Origin of the sequence: Bradyrhizobium sp. BRP23, from assembly GCF_020194135.1 — a bacterium.
GTDB classification, from domain to species: Bacteria; Pseudomonadota; Alphaproteobacteria; order Rhizobiales; family Xanthobacteraceae; genus Bradyrhizobium; species Bradyrhizobium yuanmingense.
Map to the genome: position 1 here is coordinate 479,166 of NZ_JADYVW010000001.1, position 16,111 is coordinate 495,276.

The window sequence follows — 16,111 nt, forward strand, 5'->3', positions numbered from 1 at the left end:
AAGGCGGCGAGGAAACGCGTCAGCGCGTCCTGCGGAAGGTCAGATTGATCCGCTTCCGGCCGAGCAGCGGATGCTCGCCGTCGGCGAGCGGCGCGACGCCGTGATAGGCGAGCCTGCTGGCCCCGCCCCAGACCACCACGTCGCCATGGACGAGGCGGAAGCGGCGCGGCTTGTCATTGCGCGCGAGGCCGCCGAACAGGAAGGTCGCGGGCAGGCCGAGCGAGACCGAGACGATCGGCGCGGAATAGTCCAGCTCGTCCTTGTCCTGGTGCAGCGACAGCCGCGTGCCGGGCTCGTAGCGGTTGACGAGGCAAGCATCGGGCGCAAAGCCTTCAAAGCCGCCCTGCTCCGCGGCGCCGCGGGCGAGATCGGCCAACAGCGGCGGCATCGCCGGCCATGGCGCACCGGTGCGCGGATCGATGGGATCATAGCGATAGCCGGTGTGATCCGTGATCCAGCCGCGCTCGCCGCAATTGGTCATCGCCACCGACATCAGATGGCCGCCCGGCGTCGTCATCCGCCGGAACGGCGATTGCGCCACGATGGCGCGCACGGCGTCGATCAGCCCGCTCTCGATCGGCTTGACGAAGCCGCGCAGCAGCACGGCCCCATCGGCGATGTTTTCGCGCGACGGTTGGGCTTCTGCGACGCTATCGAACAAATCAGCCGTCAACGGCTCCGCTCATTTGGCATCGTGAAAAATCACACCCAGCGTGTGGCGCTGGCCGGACCTGATCCGGCTGACGCCGTGGCGGAGATTAACACGGTAGGTGCCGCGTGTCCCCTGCACCGGACGATGATGCACAGCGAAGGCGACCGCATCGCCCTGTGCCAGCGGCACCACCTCGGCGCGGGACTGCATGCGCGGGCGCTGCTCGGTCAGCACGAACTCGCCACCGGTGAAGTCGCGTCCGGGCTCGGAGAGCAGGATCGCGACCTGGAGCGGGAACACGTGCTCGCCATAGAGGTCCTGGTGCAGGCAATTGTAATCACCGGCCTCATATTGCAGCAGCAGGGGCGTCGGCCGCGCCTGCCCGGCATCGTGGCAGCGCTTCAGGAACGCCGCGTGTGCGGCGGGATAGCGGATGTCGATCCCCATCGCCTCGTTCCAGCGATTGGCGACGGCTTGAAGATGCGCGTAGAGCGCCGGGCGCAGCTGCGCGATCAGATCGGGCAGCGGATAGGCGAAGTACTTGTACTCGCCGCGGCCGAAGCCGTGGCGGCCCATCACGATGCGGCTGCGGAAGTGCGCATCGTCCGGGTAGAGCGCGGCGATGGCGCGGCATTGGTCAGGCGTCAGCAGGTTCTTCAGGACGGCGCAGCCCTGGGTGTCGAGCTCGGCGGTGATCTGCGGCCAGTCGAGGGCGTCGACATGGTCGGCGAGGTTGGGAACGGAGTCTGGTGCGGAAACGCGTTTCGCGATGGCCATAGCAATCATCCCATTCACATCCGTCATTCCGGGGCGCGACGAAGTCGCGAGCCCGGAATCCATAACCACGATCGGGAGTATGGATTCCGGGCTCGCGCCCAAGTGGGCGCGCCCCGGAATGACGGGAGCGGGTGTCGCAGATCCCGGGCGCCACAACCACCCGATTTCCGATGATCGTCTCCCCGTCATCGCGAGGAGCCCTTGCGACGAAGCAATCCAGACTGGTTCCGCGGAGAGACCCTGGATTGCTTCGCTTCGCTCGCAATGACGCGGAGAGAGATCAGCCCCGCACCGGTAGCGTCGTCACGTCGTAGCCGTGCCTGATCGTTCGCTTCAGCACGGGGTCTTCCAGCTCGAAGTCGAAGCGGTCGGCCGGGCGGATGCCGCCCTTGGCGGCGAACGTGCCGCCGAACATGGCGCAGCCGTCGGGGAACTTGCCGCCGCCAAAGCCGCGCGCGATGAGGTCCGTAACCGGCAGCATCGCATCCAGCGTGCCCTCCTGGTAGAGTACGCGCTCGCCCTTGATGGTGGCGTAGGAGCGCAGGATCATCTTGTCCCAATGGCCAATGACGTCCTCGAGCTCCCAGAGCGTCGAGGCGATCGGCTTGTCGCACATCTGCTTGGACACCGTGACGTTGTAGGCCTCGACCTTGCGGTCGGTGTGATCGGAGCCGCAGCCGACGAAGATGCGGCCCTGCCAGCCGATCAGCACGAATTCGACCTCGCCGGAGGAATCGCCACCGGTGCATTCGATGCTGTCCTCCTGGGTCAGCCGCCGCGCCGAGGCGCGGTAGTAGATCGGCGTCGAGGCCGGGCGGGCGATGCCCATCTCCTCCAGCTCGGCGATGTGCTTGTCGCGCGCGACCGTGTCGCGGCCGGTCCAGCCGGCGATGACCAGCTGGTCGATCGCCAGCGTCAGCGGCGTGGTGGTGTCCTGGGCATCGACGGTGAAAGTGAGATCAAACACGAATGACGGCCTCCATGCCGGCAGCAAGCTCGAAGATACGGCGGTCCGAGCCGCCTGCGCCCGCCAGCATCAGGCCGACGGGAACGTCGCCCTCGCGATGACAGGGCAGCGAGATGGCGCAACCGTCGATCAGGTTGATCAGGCTGCAATTGCGCAAGGCGCGGATGTTCTCGCGGGTGAACGCCTGATCGTCGGCGAGGTCGGCGATCTTCGGCGGTGTGTTGGGCGTGGTCGGCAGCACCAGGGCGTCATAGGGCGCGATGCGCGCATTGACGCGCGCGATCAGCGAGCGGCGTTCGTTGAGCAGGTCGATGTAGTCGGCCGCGCTCTGCGCCTCGCCGCGCATGATGCGCACCGCCACCCTGGGATCGTAGACGTCGCCCTTGGCCGTGATCAGATAGCGGTGCCAGGCATAGCTCTCGGACGCCGCGAAACCGCCCTTCGCGTTCATCGGACCGACGTCATGGAACTCCGCCATCTCGATACGCTCGACGATGGCGCCGTGATCGGACAGCGTCTTCAGCGCGCGCTCGAAGGTCTTGGCCACCTCTGCGTCGAGATCGTCGAGCGCGATCGTGGTGGGCACCGCGAGGCGCATGCCCTGGATCGGCCGCGGCCTCAAGGCGACGATCGGCTCGGCCGCGAGCACGGCATCGAGTATGGCACAGCAACTGACCGATCGCGCCAGCGGCCCGATGCTATCGAGCGAGAACGACAGCGGCACCGAGCCGTCGAGCGGCACGCGGCGCTGCGTCGGCTTGTAGCCGACGATGCCGTTGAAGGCGGCCGGAATCCGGCAGGAGCCGCCGGTGTCGGTGCCGAGCGCGCCATGCGCCATGCCGTCGAGCACGGACACCGCCGCGCCGGCGGACGAGCCACCGGGCACGTGGCCTTCCGAGCGGTTCCAGGCCCCCTTCGGCGTGCCATAATGCGGATTGATGCCGATGCCAGAATAGGCGAACTCGGTCATGTTGGTGCGGCCGATCACGACGAAGCCGGCCTTGCGCAGCCGCGCCACCGTCGCGGCATCGTGCTCGGCAGGGGCTGAGTCATCCAGCGCGCGCGAGCCGGCGCGCGTCACCTGGCCCTTGATGTCGAACAGATCCTTGATCGAGACCGGGATGCCCGCATAGCGCGACGGCGCCGCCTTGGCCTTGCGCAAGGCATCCATCGCATCGGCGGCGGCGAGCGCGGCGTCCTTGTCGACATGGATGAAGGCGCGCTGGCCCTCGCTCGCGGGGTCGGCGATCCTGGCGAGGCAGGCCTCGACCAATTTGCGGGAGGTGGTGCGGCCGCTTTCGAGGTCTTCGGCAAGCTGCGCCAGTGTCGGAAAATCAGGCATGTCTGTCTCACGGAATATTTCGCGCGCAATCTATAGCGCTGGCTCAGCTCGACACAAGCATTGTGCGCATGATGGCATGCATGCGCATTGCTGGACCGTTGACGCGCCATGGTCGATTGTCGCATCAAGTTCGAAACCGGCGGGCGCGAGGCCTGCTTTTGGGAGGAGCCGCCCACATGGCCGAACCGCAGCGCGCGCGACCGAAACCGACGCCGGAGACCCAGCACTTTTGGGACGGCACCAAGGCCGGCGAATTGCGCCTGCAGCGCTGCGATGCCTGTGCCCATGTCTACTTCCCGCCGCGCCCGTTCTGCCCCTCCTGCGCCTCGCGCAAGGTCAGCATCTTCAAGGCCAGCGGCAAGGGCTTTCTCTACAGCTACGTGATCAACCATCGTCCGGCCGCGCCGGGCTTCACGCCGCCTTACGCCATCGCGGTGGTCGAGCTCGACGAGGGCCCGCGGATGATGAGCAACATCATCGACTGCCCGCAGACCCCCGAGGCGCTCGAGCTCGACATGAAGCTCGAGGTCGCGTTCCAGGAGCTCGACGACAAGATCACCCTTCCCGTCTTCCGCCCGGCGAAGGGGTAAGGCCATGCGCAAGAACCAGGTTGCCGTCGTCGGCGCGGCCGAGACCACTGAGCTCGGTGTCATTCCCAACGCCTCGCAGCTCCAGCTGCACGCGGATGCCGCGCTCAACGCCATTGCCGACGCCGGGCTGAAGCTGTCCGACATCGACGGCTTTGCCACCGCGGTCGAAACGCCGCAGCAGGTCTGCCACTATCTCGGCATCAAGCCGACCTGGGTGGACGGCACCTCGGTCGGCGGCTGCTCCTTCATGCTGCATGTCCGCCACGCCGCGGCGGCGATCGAGGCGGGTCTGTGCAAGACGGTGCTGATCACCCACGCCGAGAGCGGCAAGTCGATGATCGGCAAACTGCCGCGCTCGACGCCGGCCGACAGCCTCAACGGCCAGTTCGAGGCTCCTTTCGGCGTCTACGGCCCGCCCAGCATGTTCCCGATTCCCGTGCTGCGCTTCATGAAGACCTACGGCATCACCCACGAGCAGCTTGCCTCAGTGGCGGTGGTGCAGCGGGAATGGGCGGCGAAGAATCCGCGCGCGATGATGAAGGAGCCGATCACGGTCAACGATGTCCTCAACTCGCGCATGATCGCCTATCCGTTCCGGCTTCTGCAGTGCTGCCTCGTCACCGACGGCGGCGGCGCGCTGATCCTGACCTCGGCCGACCGCGCCAGGGATTTTCCGCGCAAGCCGGTCTACATCATGGGCACCGGCGAGAGCGTCGAGACGCCGATGGTCAGCCAGATGGAGACGTTCAACTCCTCGCGTGCGTTCAAGACCGCCGGGCCGCTGGCGTTCAAGGAAGCCGGCATCGCCCACGGCGACGTCGACCATCTCATGATCTACGACGCGTTCGCGCATCTGCCGCTGTTCGGCCTCGGCGATCTCGGCTTCATGCCCTATGAGGAGACCGGCCAGTTCATCGCCGACGGCAACACGCGTCCCGGCGGGAAACTGCCGCTCAACACCAATGGCGGCGGCCTGTCCTACATGCATTCGGGCATGTACGGCATGTACGCGCTGCAGGAGAGCGTGCGCCAGATGCGCGGCATCGCGCCGGCACAGGTGCCGAACGCGAAGATTTCGGTGTGCCATGGTGTCGGCGGCATGTTCGCCGCGAGTGGCACGATCGTGTTTACGAACGAGAGGTAATGCGCCGCTCGCCTCTCCCTCTCCCCGTTCTTACGGGGAGAGGGTTGGGGTGAGGGGCCTCTCTCCACGGATGAGATGGCCGCGAGACCTGTACCCCCTCACCCGGATCGCATCTTCGATGCGATCCGACCTCTCCCCGCAAGCGGGGCGAGGTAAGAAACGCCGGAACGCATAGCGGAGAACCCACATGAGCAAATCACTGCAAGACAAGGTCATCATCGTCACCGGCGCAGGCCGTGGCATCGGGCGCGAGATTGCGCTTCTGTGCGCCGCCGAGGGCGCCAAGGTCGTCGTCAACGATCCCGGCGGAGCCGCCGACGGCGCCGGCGCGAACGCGGCGCCCGCCGAGGAGGTGGTCGAGGAGATCAAGAAGCGCGGCGGCACGGCGGTCGCCAATTTCGAGAGCGTCGCGGAAGCGATCCCCGCCAGCAAGATCGTGAAGACCGCGACCGATCATTTCGGCCGGCTCGACGGCGTCGTCAACAATGCCGGCATCCTGCGCGACATGATCTTCCACAAGATGAGCGTGGAAGCGTTCGAAGCCGTCATCAAGGTGCATCTGATGGGCTCGTTCTACGTCAGCCACGCCGCGGCGCGCATCTTCCGCGAGCAGGAGTCGGGCTCGTTCGTGCACTTCACCTCGACCTCCGGCCTGATCGGCAATTTCGGACAAGCCAATTACGCGGCGGCCAAGCTCGGCATCGTCGGGCTGTCGAAGTCGATCGCGCTCGACATGGGCCGCTTCAACGTCCGCTCCAACTGCGTCTCGCCGTTCGCCTGGACCCGCATGATCGGCACCATCCCGACCGAGACCGACGCCGAGAAGGCGCGCGTCGAGAAGATCAAGCAGATGGGCCCGGAGAAGATCGCGCCGCTCTGCGGCTACCTGCTCGGCGATTCCGCCAAGGACGTCACCGGCCAGATCTTTGGCGTGCGCATGAACGAGATCTTCCTGTTCAGCCAGAACCGTCCGATCCGCTCGGTGCAGCGGAGCGAAGGCTGGACTCCGCAGTCGATCGCGGAACACGGCATGCCGGCGCTGAAGGGCTCGTTCTACAAGCTCGATCGTTCGGCCGACATCTTCACCTGGGATCCGGTGTGAGATTGCGCGAATAGGGAGTGGCGAATGGCGAATAGGGTTTCTATTCGCTACTCGCCATTCGCAATTCGCCCTACCCCGTATTCCGCAAGCCCGCCGAAATCCCGTTGATCGTCAGCTGGATCCCGCGCAGCACCTGCTCGTCGGGGTTCTGCGCGCGGTGCTCTCTCAAGAGCTCGACCTGCACGTGGTTGAGCGGATCGAGATAGGGGAAGCGGTGGCGCACGGAGCGCTCCAGCAGCGGGTTGCCCTGGAGCAGACGGTCCTGACCCATGATGTCGAGCAGCGTCTCGATGCAGGAATGCCATTCGCGGCGGATGCGGCCAAAGATTTTTTCGCGCAAGGCCTCGTCCGGCACCAGCTCGGCATAGCGCGAGGCGATCGCGATCGAGCTCTTGGCTAGCACCATGTCCATGTTCGACAGCAGCATGCGGAAGAACGGCCATTCCTGGTAGAGCTCTTTCAGGAACGGCATGCCCTGCTCTGGATGCTCCGCGATCCACTGTTCGACCGCGCTGCCGAAGCCGTACCAGCCCGGCAGCATCAGGCGACATTGCGCCCACGAGAACACCCAGGGAATCGCGCGCAGATCCTCGATCGCGCGGGTCTTTTTGCGCGAAGCCGGACGGCTGCCGATGTTGAGCGTGGCGATCTCGTTGATGACGGTGGACGACCAGAAGTACTCGACGAAGCCTTCGGTCTCGTAGACGAGGCCGCGATAGGCCTTGAAGGCGAGGTTCGAGAGTTCGTCCATCGCGGTCAGATATTCGCGGCGCGGCGCGCTCTGGCGCGGATGCAGCAGACTTGCCTCCAGCGTCGCCGCGGCGAGGATTTCCAGATTGTTGCGGCCGACCTCGGTGTTGGAATATTTCGACGAGATGATCTCGCCCTGCTCGGTGATGCGGATCTGGCCGTTCACCGCGCCGCCGGGCTGCGCGATGATGGCGTCATAGCTCGGCCCGCCGCCGCGCCCCACCGAGCCGCCGCGGCCGTGGAACAGGCGTAAGCGCACGTGGTGCCGCTCGAACACTTCGACGAGGCCGATCTCGGCCTTGTAGAGCTCCCAGCCCGAGGTGACGAAGCCGCCGTCCTTGTTGCTGTCGGAGTACCCAAGCATGACCTCCTGCACGCTGCCGCGGCTGTCGACGAGCCGGCGGTAATCGTGCAACGACAGCATGCGGTCCATGATGCTGCTCGAAGCCTGCAAATCCTCGATGGTCTCGAACAGCGGCACGATGTTGATGGCGCTGCGGCCGGAGGGATGGACGAGGCCGACCTCCTTCAGGAGCACGGCGACCTCGAGCATGTCCGACATGCCCTTGCACATCGAGATGATGCATTGAGGAATGGCGTCCGAGCCGAATTTCGCATGCGCTTCCGCGGCGGCATGGAACACGTTGAGCTCGCCCATCGTCTCGTCGCTGTATTTGACGAAGGGCGAGACCAGCGCGCGCGTCGAGCGCAATTCGTTGGTCAGCAGCGAGATGCGAGCGTCCTCGCCAAGCGCGAGATAGGACATGCCGGGATTGGCGGCGTCGATCAACTCGGCGATGGTGCGCTCGTGGACGGCCGAGTTCTGGCGAATGTCGAGCCGGGCCAGGTGAAAGCCGAAGCAATCCACCGCGCGGCGCAAGAGCCGCAGCCGGCCGCGCGCGATGACGCGGGCGTTGTTGGAGATCAGCGAGCGATGCAGCACGTCGAGATCGGCCAGCAGCTCCCTGACGCTCTCGTAAGGCGCCGCTTTGCCGACAGGCCGGCGCGTGATCTCGACTTCGAGCTTTTCAGCCGTCGCGGTGAGACGGGCATAGATGCCTGATACCGCGAGGCGATAGGGCTCGCCGCTCCGGTGCGGCGAGGTGTCCGGCGAACGCTCCGCAAGCGTGCGCAGCTCCTCGGAGACGTCGGCGAGATGGGCTGCGATCGACAGCTCCGCGCCGAGCACGTGCAGCTCGTTGAGATAGAACTGCATCACCCGGCTCGACTGCAGCCGCAGCGTGCCGCGCATCACGTCGGCGGTGACGAAGGGATTGCCGTCGCGGTCGCCGCCGATCCAGCTGCCCATGCGCAGGAACGAGGCAAGCTCGCCGGCCGCCTGCTCGCCGCTCTCCTCCAGCCGATCCTCCAGCGCGTTGATGAGCCGCGGCACCTCGCGCAGGAAGGTGTAGTCGTAGAACGACAGGCCGTTGGCGACCTCATCCAGCACGGTGAGCTTGGTCCGGCGCAAGAGGTTGGTCTGCCACAGCGTCAGCACCTCGCGGCGGAGCTGCTCGTCGCTGGCAGCCGCCTCCTCCGCGGTCAGTGCAACCCGCTCGCGGCGATCGAGCAGGGCTGCAATCTCCATCTCGCGGTCCATGGTGCTCTTGCGGCGGACCTCGGTCGGATGCGCGGTCAGCACCGGGCTGACCAGCGCGGTCTTGAAGAAGGTGCGGAGCTGGTCGGGACCAATGCCCGCCGCCTTGGCGTGCGCCAGTATCTCCGCCAGCACGCCGGAGCCGCCATTCTTGGCCGCCGCGCGCGCGCGCATCTGACGGATGTTGTTCTGGTCCTCGGCGATGTTGGCAAGGTGCGAGAAATAGCTGAAGGCGCGGACGATCCGCACCGTCTCGGAGGTCGACATGCTGTCGAGGATCTGCTCGAGCTCGCGGCGGGCGAGCCGGTCCTCGTCGCGGTGGAACCGGATCGAGGTCTGCCTGATGCGCTCGACCAGGTCGAACACGTCGGCGCCCTCCTGGTCGCGCACGGTGTCGCCGAGAATGCGTCCGAGCAGGCGGATGTCGTCCCGCAGCCGGGCATCGGCCTCCATCGCCTGGACATCCTCAGGTCGGTTGGGGCGCTGCTCAGTGCTGTCGGATGGTACGGTCTGGAGGGACATGGCTCGCTCCCCTGCTCGCGCCCTTGGCGGCCCGGTCCGACGGAGTGTGCGATACTTTTCTACCGCAGTGCAAGATGAAGTTGGGGGCGACGCACCGTGGATCGGAGCGCGACGATCTCGCGTCCCGGACAAGCAGCAACGCCTTCGAGCCTTGCTGCGCCGAGCCGGGACCCAGGAGCCTCAGAGCGCATCGCCGCAATGGGCCCCGGCTCTGCAGCGCACCACGCCGCGAAGGCGCGGCGCACTGCGCTGCGTCCGGGGCACGAGAAAATAGCTAGTCGTATAATAAGCATGCCTTCGCGGTCTCGCGGCGCAGGCGCCCGAAGTTTTGCTTTCCGTTTCGCCCTCATCGAGAAGCAAGGGCGCAGGGAAGGCCGGGCGCCAGCCGGCACCCAAGGTCCGCACGCGACAAGACGCACGCGGGGTGACCACAGGTGATGCCGGAACATCCCGGCCTTCCCTGCGCAATGGTTTTACGGCTTATGGCGCGCTCTCCCCGGGGAGCGATGCACTATTGCCCCCGTCGCCTTGCGGATCACTGATGCGCGCACCCGGTCGGGCCGCTTCACCACCGCAAGCCTTGACGCACAGACCCCGGGCGTCAGGACCACACGCTTTTGCCGTCCGCGGACGTCCCTCCCCGGACAGTCGGAAGCTCGCGCGTGCTCGCCCCCAGTGCCGAAAAGCAACGCTGTGACCACACCGTGTCGTGCCGCGGATCGCGATGGCTCACGGGTTTGCCCGCCCTGCCATCCCGTCACGCGCCGGCGCTGCCGCGTCCATCGCATCCCGGCCTACGTATCGTGACGATCGCGAAACGTCCCTTTGACGAGCCGGGATGTGCTGCGGTTTACCCGAAACAGCGAATTCGGTCAATCAGAATATTTGCACTCCCGCCACTTGACCTGCATTGGCGTGTTTTGCCCGTCGGGCAACGCGAGGGATGGTGTGCGCCGCATCGCCTGGCCCCGTCCCGCCGCAGCCAAAGGCTGCCCCCGGCGTCTGGTTTGCCACCGACAGCCAGCGCAACAAACGAATGAGGTTCGTGGCCAAGAGCTGACGTCTCGACCATGTCCAATTCCAGCGCTTGCTACGGCCAGAAAGCAAGATGACAACTTGCGGCGATGGTGGCAGAATGATGACAGACGTGGTTTGAAGACTTGGCGACCAAGAACAACGAAGAGAATAGTTCGCCGCGGTCACGTTGTCCAAGGGAGGAGATGGCTCATGAAACGCATGTTTCTGGGACTGGTCGCCGTTGCCCTGATCGCTTCGGCGTTTGTCGTATCCACCACAACAGTCATGGCGCAGACGAAGGTGTTGAAGATGCAGGCCACATGGCCGGCGTCCCTCACGCTCTATGACAACTTCACCTATTTCGTCGATCGAGTGAACAAGCTGTCAGCCGGCGCGCTGAAGATCGAGGCGATGCCCGCCGGCCAGGTCGTGCCGGCGTTCGAGGTGCTGGACGCAACCAACAAGAAGGTGCTCGACGGAGCGCATGCGTGGGCCGGCTACTGGACCGGCAAGAACAAGACCGCGATCCTGTTCACCGGCGGTCCCGGCGGCACCTTCGGCATGGATTTCATGGACGTGATGGGTTGGCTCTATCACGGCGGCGGCCTCGAGCTTTACAACGAGTTTTATCAGAAGGAGCTCAAGCTCAACCTCGTCGTGTTTCCAATCCTGCCTGCAGGGCCGCAGGCGTTCGGCTGGTTCAAGAAGCCGATCCAGACGGTCGAGGACATGAAGGGCATGAAATGCCGCCAGACCGGCATGGCCGGCGAAGTGTGGCAGGCGCTCGGCTTCACGGTGGTCAACATGCCGGGCGGAGAAATCATTCCCTCCGCGCAACGCGGCGTGATCGATTGCGCCGAATGGGTCGGCGGCATCGAGGACATGCAGCTCGGCTTCCACAACGTCTGGAAGTATCACTATTCACCCGGCTTGCATGAGAACGTGACGGTCGGCGAGCTCGTCATCAACGGCGATGTGTGGAAGGAGCTCAGCCCGCAACATCAGGAGATCATCAAGTCGGCGGCCAACGAGACATTCCTCGTCTGGTGGACCAAGTGGCAGCGCCAGAACGCCGATGCGCTGATTGAGATGCAGCAGAAGCACGGCGTACAGATCCTCCGCACGCCGACGGAGATCCTGCTGGCCTTCATCAAGAAGTGGGACGAGATCGCGGCGGCCGAGGGCGCCAGGAACCCGTTCTTCAAGAAGGTGCACGACTCGCAGAAGGCGTATGCCAGCGCTGTGGTGCCGTACAAGAGGTCTTACTTCCCGCCATACTCCTTCATGGCGAACTACTACTTCCCAACCGAGAAATAGGACTCCTCCGAGGGCGGTCGATTTGACCGCCCTCAATTCGCACGCAGGCGGCCTGCTTTGCGCCGCACGAATGATCGGCGAAAGGGGCGAGGCATGGCTGAGATAACAGGCGGGCAGCCACCGGCGCTTCTGGCTATCATCAGGATGATCGACGGCTTCACCGACCGGACCGGCACGATCATCTCGTGGCTCTCGGTGCCGCTGGTTCTCGCCGTCGCCTATGAGGTTGGAGCGCGTTACCTGTTCAACGCGCCGACCATATGGGCCTACGACGCGACCTACATGCTGTACGGCTCGCTCTTCATGCTTGGCGCCGCTTACGCGCTGCACAAGGGTGCTCATATCCGTACCGACTTCTTCTGGGAGAAGTTCTCGATCCGTAGCAAGGGCTGGATCGATACGATCTCCTATGTCGTCTTCTTCTTCCCGAGCCTGATCATGCTGTTCCTGATCAGCTGGAACGAATTCCACTACGCCTGGCTGATCAACGAGACCTCGGACCAGACTCCCTGGCGGCCCGTGCTGTGGCCGTTCAAATTCGTCGTGCCGCTCGCCTGCCTCCTGCTGCTGGTCCAGGGCGTGTCCGAGTTGATCAAGAGCATCTACATGGCGCGCACCGGCGTCGAGCTGGAGCATAAGGAGAAAGTCGAGATATGACCGCAGAAGCGCTCATCGGCCTCATCATGCTGCTGGTGCTGCTGGGCGCGATCTTCATCGGTGTGCCGATCTCGTTCACGTTGCTGTTTCTCGCCTTCTCGTTCGGCTACTGGGGCATGGGCGGGACGGTCTTCGAGCTTGGTTACTTCCAGACCATCGGCATGATGAAGGAAGAACTTCTCGCCGCCGTACCGCTGTTCATCTTCATGGGCTTCATCACCGAGCAGGCGGGACTCATGGAGCGCCTTTTTACCGCGTTCCGCATGCTGCTTGCGCCGGTGCGCGGCGCACTCTTCCTCGTCGTCATCCTGACCTCGACCGTGTTCGCGATGGCGACAGGCATCGTCGGCGCAGCCGTCACCGTTCTTGGCATCATGGCATCGCCAATCATGACGAAGGCGGGCTATGATGCCAAGCTTTCAGCGGGCACCATCACGGCGGGCGGCACGCTCGGTATTCTCATTCCCCCGTCGGTCATGCTGATCGTGATGGGGCCGGTGCTCGGGGTTTCGGTCGCCGATCTCTATGCTGCAGCCTTCGGACCGGGCTTTCTGCTGGCCGGCGTCTACATCATCTATCTGATGGGCCGCTCCTTCATCAATCCCAAGCTCGGGCCGCCAGTGCCAAAGGATGAGCGGATCTACTCCGCTGGATACATTGCACGCGAGGTGGCCGTCGGCACGCTGCCGCTGCTCGGGCTCATCACGGCGACGCTCGGCTCGATCATCGGGGGGCTTGCGACGCCGACGGAGGCCGCCGGCATCGGCAGCGTCGGCGCGCTGATCCTGGCCATCGCATATCGCAGGTTCTCGCTCAGCGGACTGCAACGGGCGCTGATCTCGACGATGGCGACGTCGAGCATGGTCCTCCTGCTGGCGGTCACGTCGAACATTTTCGGTGCGGTGTTCGCCCGCCTTGGCTCAGCGAACTGGATCACCGAGACGATGCTCGGCCTGCAGTTGCCGCCGAGCCTCATGCTGATTGTCGTGCTCCTTCTCATTTTCCTGCTGGGGTGGCCGTTTGAGTGGCCGGCCATCATCCTGGTGTTTCTGCCGATCTTCTATCCTGTCGTGAAAGGCATGGGCATCGACCTCATATGGTTCGGAGCGTTGGTTGCGGTGGTGCTGCAGACCGCTTTCCTGTCGCCGCCCGTCGCCATGTCAGCGTACTATCTCAAGCAGGTGGTCAAGGGCTGGAGCCTCGGAACGATCTACGCTGGCATGTTCCAGTTCATGGTGCTGCAGGTGATCTGCGTTGGCCTGATGATTGCCTTCCCCGGCATTGCGACCTGGTTCCCGCACACGCTGCATGAAGCATCTCGCAGCCAGGTGATCCCGGAGGAGTACAGAAAAATCCTGGAACAGCAGAAACAAGCACCGTCCCTGGAAGACGAGGACTGGTTGACACCAAAAAAGAAGTAGCCCGCGCGATTGAGTCCGCGACGGCGCCACACGGCTCCGCTCTGCCGCCGAGCGCCGATGTTGAGGCAACGTCCTAAGCCGGCACGATCACCTTGCCGATCGGCCAGAGCGCGATGCCGGCGAGCTTCAGATGAGCCCAGGCGAACGGGATACCGATGATGGTGACGGCGAGGACGAGCGCGGTCAGGAGGTGACCGAGTGCGAGCCACCAGCCGGCGAGCACGAACCAGATGATATTGCCGATCACCCCGAGCGGGCCGGTGCCGATATCCTCGACGCCGGTGACATCGTAGCGGTTGACCGCCCGGGAGCCGAACGGCAGCAGCGTGTAGACGGCGATGTTGAACGCCGCCCGCGCCCAGGGCAGGCCGATGATGGTGATCGCCATGACAACGGCCGCGATCAGCCAGCCGAACGCCATCCAGGCGCCGCCGATGAGGATCCAGAGGATGTTGAGCAGGATGGAAACGGGGGCCATGGGACGATCCGGAGGTGGATGATCCCATCCATATAGGCTCGGAATTTGTCCGTGCTAGGACGCTTCCAGCGCGCGGGGCGTAGCCCGGATGGAGCGAAGCGTAATCCGGGATGATCTTTCCACGGCGAGAGATCCCGGATTACGCTTCGCTCCATCCGGGCTACGAAGTAGCTAGATCTTCCGCCCCGCCTGCTCCCAATAGGGATCGCGCAGGCGGCGCTTGAAGATTTTTCCGGAATCTTCGCGCGGCAGGCCGGTGCGGATCTCGATGTGCTTGGGCACCTTGTAGTCGGCCAGATGCGCCTTCAGCGCGGCGCGGACATCGGAAGCAGCGAGCGTGACCCCGGGTTGCGGCTCCACCACCGCCATCAGCGCCTCGCCGAACTCGGCGTCGGGGATGCCGAACACGGCGCAATCATGCACGCCGGGCACCGCATGCAGCACGGATTCGATCTCGGCCGGGTAGATGTTGACGCCGCCTGATATCACCATGTCGCGCTTGCGGTCGCAGATGAAGACGTAGCCGTCTTCATCGATATAGCCGACGTCGCCGGAGGTGATGAAGCCGTCGCGGTCGATCTCGGCGCGCTTCTCCGGCTTGTTGTGATAGGTGAAATCGGCCATCTCGGCCATGCGCGAATAGATCTCGCCGATCTCGCCGACGCCGAGTACGCGTCCGTCGTCGCCGACGAAGCGCAGCTCGGCGCCCGGCGAGATCTTGCCGACGGTGCCGGGCTTCTTCAGCGCATCCTCGGAGGTCGCGAAGGTCACGGCGCTGGATTCGGTCGAGCCGTAGAACTCGTAGATCACCGGCCCCCACCATTCGATCATGGCGCGCTTGACGTCGGCCGGGCACGGCGCGGCGGCGTGGATGACGTGGCGGAGCGAGGAGACGTCGTACGTCCTGCGCACCTCCTCGGGCAGCTTCATCAGGCGGATGAACATGGTCGGCACCATGAAGATGGTGTCGATCTTGTAGTGCTCGATCGCCTGCAGGAATTCCTCCGCCTCGAAGCGCGGCATCAGCACCAGCACCCCGCCGAGCTTGCCGGCGCGGATGCCGAACGAGTTCGGCGCGGAATGATAGAGCGGCCCCGGCAGCAATGCGCGGGCGCCGGCCTTGAGCCCATAGATCATCGCACGCATGCGCTCACCGGCAGCCTGCTGCTCCGGCGTCGGCGCGTTACGGCGGACGCCCTTGGGATGGCCTGTCGTGCCCGACGTGTAGATCATGTTCATGGGCTGCGGCACGATCGGGCCGTCATAGGGCGGGTGTTGCGCGAGCCAGGCTTCGAAGTCGATCGCGAAGTCCGGCTTCGTCAGATGATCCGGATCGATCTTGTAGTTGGAGCGGATTTCCGGCGGCGTCGGCACACTGAGCACGGTGACTCCCTCAGGAATCGCATCGCGCAAACCGTGCAGCATGTCGGCATGAGCGATCAGGACGGCGGTGCCGGAATCCTTCAGGATGTAGATGATCTCCTCCGGTTTGAAGTGCCAGTTGATCGGCACGCCATAGGCGCCAAGCCGCATCGCGGCGTAGGCGGCTTCGAGGAAGGCGATGTCGTTGCGCATCAGCATGCAGACGCAATCGCCCTGGCGGACGCCGATCTTGGCGAGGCCGGAGGCGATGCGGTCGGCGCGCTCAGTGACCTCGCCGTGAGAGCGGCGGCGCTCGCCGGAGACGATGCCGAGGAAGGGGGACGTTTGGCTCATTGTTGTTTTTCTTTGTTGTTGTTTGTGCCGTCATTTCGGGTCGATGCGCAGCATCGAACCCG

General features: G+C 64.8%; 13 protein-coding genes. 6 read left to right on the forward strand and 7 right to left on the reverse strand.

Annotation, left to right across the window (positions count from 1 at the left end):
* Positions 1–19: 19 nt before the first annotated feature.
* From alkB to I6F24_RS02200, 4 genes are all read right to left on the reverse strand, one after another.
* A complete protein-coding gene (gene alkB / locus I6F24_RS02185; RefSeq protein WP_036023030.1) occupies positions 20–673 on the reverse strand; it encodes a DNA oxidative demethylase AlkB in 654 nt (217 codons plus the stop codon).
* A gap of 9 nt (positions 674–682) precedes the next feature.
* Positions 683–1,429: a 2OG-Fe(II) oxygenase gene (locus tag I6F24_RS02190; protein ID WP_036023029.1), complete on the reverse strand. Its 747-nt coding sequence runs from the start codon at positions 1,427–1,429 to the stop codon at positions 683–685.
* 280 nt (positions 1,430–1,709) lie between these two features.
* The gene (locus I6F24_RS02195; RefSeq protein ID WP_225149906.1) at positions 1,710–2,396 is read right to left on the reverse strand and encodes a DUF2848 domain-containing protein; all 687 of its coding nucleotides are present in this window, start codon (positions 2,394–2,396) and stop codon (positions 1,710–1,712) included.
* Positions 2,389–3,738 (reverse strand): amidase, encoded by a 1,350-nt coding sequence (locus I6F24_RS02200; protein ID WP_225149907.1) that lies wholly within the window; start codon positions 3,736–3,738, stop codon positions 2,389–2,391. Before I6F24_RS02200 ends, I6F24_RS02195 begins: the two co-directional genes overlap by 8 nt.
* Before the next feature lie 176 nt (positions 3,739–3,914).
* Here I6F24_RS02200 and I6F24_RS02205 point away from each other — a divergent pair, with 176 nt between their 5' ends.
* The 3 genes from I6F24_RS02205 (at position 3,915) to I6F24_RS02215 (ending at position 6,574) form a co-directional block, all read left to right on the forward strand.
* The gene (locus tag I6F24_RS02205; RefSeq protein ID WP_027558650.1) at positions 3,915–4,328 is read left to right on the forward strand and encodes a Zn-ribbon domain-containing OB-fold protein; all 414 of its coding nucleotides are present in this window, start codon (positions 3,915–3,917) and stop codon (positions 4,326–4,328) included.
* Positions 4,329–4,332: 4 nt separating this feature from the next.
* Entirely contained in the window at positions 4,333–5,472 is a 1,140-nt protein-coding gene (locus I6F24_RS02210; protein WP_225145124.1) for a thiolase, read from the forward strand.
* Between the two features lie 187 nt (positions 5,473–5,659).
* The gene (locus I6F24_RS02215; protein WP_109144458.1) at positions 5,660–6,574 is read left to right on the forward strand and encodes an SDR family NAD(P)-dependent oxidoreductase; all 915 of its coding nucleotides are present in this window, start codon (positions 5,660–5,662) and stop codon (positions 6,572–6,574) included.
* Between the two features lie 70 nt (positions 6,575–6,644).
* Here I6F24_RS02215 and ppc read toward each other — a convergent pair whose 3' ends face one another.
* Positions 6,645–9,443 (reverse strand): phosphoenolpyruvate carboxylase, encoded by a 2,799-nt coding sequence (gene ppc, locus I6F24_RS02220; protein WP_225149908.1) that lies wholly within the window; start codon positions 9,441–9,443, stop codon positions 6,645–6,647.
* Between the two features lie 1,227 nt (positions 9,444–10,670).
* Here ppc and I6F24_RS02225 point away from each other — a divergent pair.
* The 3 genes from I6F24_RS02225 to I6F24_RS02235 all read left to right on the forward strand — a co-directional run bounded on the left by I6F24_RS02225 (position 10,671) and on the right by I6F24_RS02235 (position 13,855).
* Positions 10,671–11,777 carry a TRAP transporter substrate-binding protein gene (locus I6F24_RS02225; RefSeq protein ID WP_036006206.1) on the forward strand — a complete coding sequence of 369 codons (1,107 nt, stop codon included), beginning with the start codon at positions 10,671–10,673 and terminating at the stop codon, positions 11,775–11,777.
* 93 nt (positions 11,778–11,870) lie between these two features.
* Positions 11,871–12,434 carry a TRAP transporter small permease subunit gene (locus I6F24_RS02230; protein WP_109144460.1) on the forward strand — a complete coding sequence of 188 codons (564 nt, stop codon included), beginning with the start codon at positions 11,871–11,873 and terminating at the stop codon, positions 12,432–12,434.
* Positions 12,435–12,460: 26 nt separating this feature from the next.
* A complete protein-coding gene (locus I6F24_RS02235; protein ID WP_225127319.1) occupies positions 12,461–13,855 on the forward strand; it encodes a TRAP transporter large permease subunit in 1,395 nt (464 codons plus the stop codon).
* A gap of 73 nt (positions 13,856–13,928) precedes the next feature.
* On the opposite strand, the gene I6F24_RS02240 is transcribed toward I6F24_RS02235, so the two are convergent.
* Complete coding sequence (locus tag I6F24_RS02240) at positions 13,929–14,333, reverse strand: YccF domain-containing protein (RefSeq protein ID WP_036023017.1); 405 nt, start codon at positions 14,331–14,333, stop codon at positions 13,929–13,931.
* A gap of 171 nt (positions 14,334–14,504) precedes the next feature.
* The gene (locus I6F24_RS02245; protein WP_225149909.1) at positions 14,505–16,049 is read right to left on the reverse strand and encodes an acyl-CoA synthetase; all 1,545 of its coding nucleotides are present in this window, start codon (positions 16,047–16,049) and stop codon (positions 14,505–14,507) included.
* Between the last annotated feature and the right edge of the window lie 62 nt (positions 16,050–16,111).

Coding starts and splice junctions, on each gene's coding strand:
- I6F24_RS02245 (WP_225149909.1), bottom strand. CDS start 16,049: ATGAGCCAAACGTCCCCCTTCCTCGGCATCGTCTCCGGCGAGCGCCGC.
- I6F24_RS02190 (WP_036023029.1), bottom strand. CDS start 1,429: ATGGCCATCGCGAAACGCGTTTCCGCACCAGACTCCGTTCCCAACCTC.
- I6F24_RS02200 (WP_225149907.1), bottom strand. CDS start 3,738: ATGCCTGATTTTCCGACACTGGCGCAGCTTGCCGAAGACCTCGAAAGC.
- I6F24_RS02230 (WP_109144460.1), top strand. CDS start 11,871: ATGGCTGAGATAACAGGCGGGCAGCCACCGGCGCTTCTGGCTATCATC.
- ppc (WP_225149908.1), bottom strand. CDS start 9,443: ATGTCCCTCCAGACCGTACCATCCGACAGCACTGAGCAGCGCCCCAAC.
- I6F24_RS02205 (WP_027558650.1), top strand. CDS start 3,915: ATGGCCGAACCGCAGCGCGCGCGACCGAAACCGACGCCGGAGACCCAG.
- I6F24_RS02210 (WP_225145124.1), top strand. CDS start 4,333: ATGCGCAAGAACCAGGTTGCCGTCGTCGGCGCGGCCGAGACCACTGAG.
- I6F24_RS02225 (WP_036006206.1), top strand. CDS start 10,671: ATGAAACGCATGTTTCTGGGACTGGTCGCCGTTGCCCTGATCGCTTCG.
- I6F24_RS02240 (WP_036023017.1), bottom strand. CDS start 14,333: ATGGCCCCCGTTTCCATCCTGCTCAACATCCTCTGGATCCTCATCGGC.
- I6F24_RS02235 (WP_225127319.1), top strand. CDS start 12,461: ATGCTGCTGGTGCTGCTGGGCGCGATCTTCATCGGTGTGCCGATCTCG.
- I6F24_RS02215 (WP_109144458.1), top strand. CDS start 5,660: ATGAGCAAATCACTGCAAGACAAGGTCATCATCGTCACCGGCGCAGGC.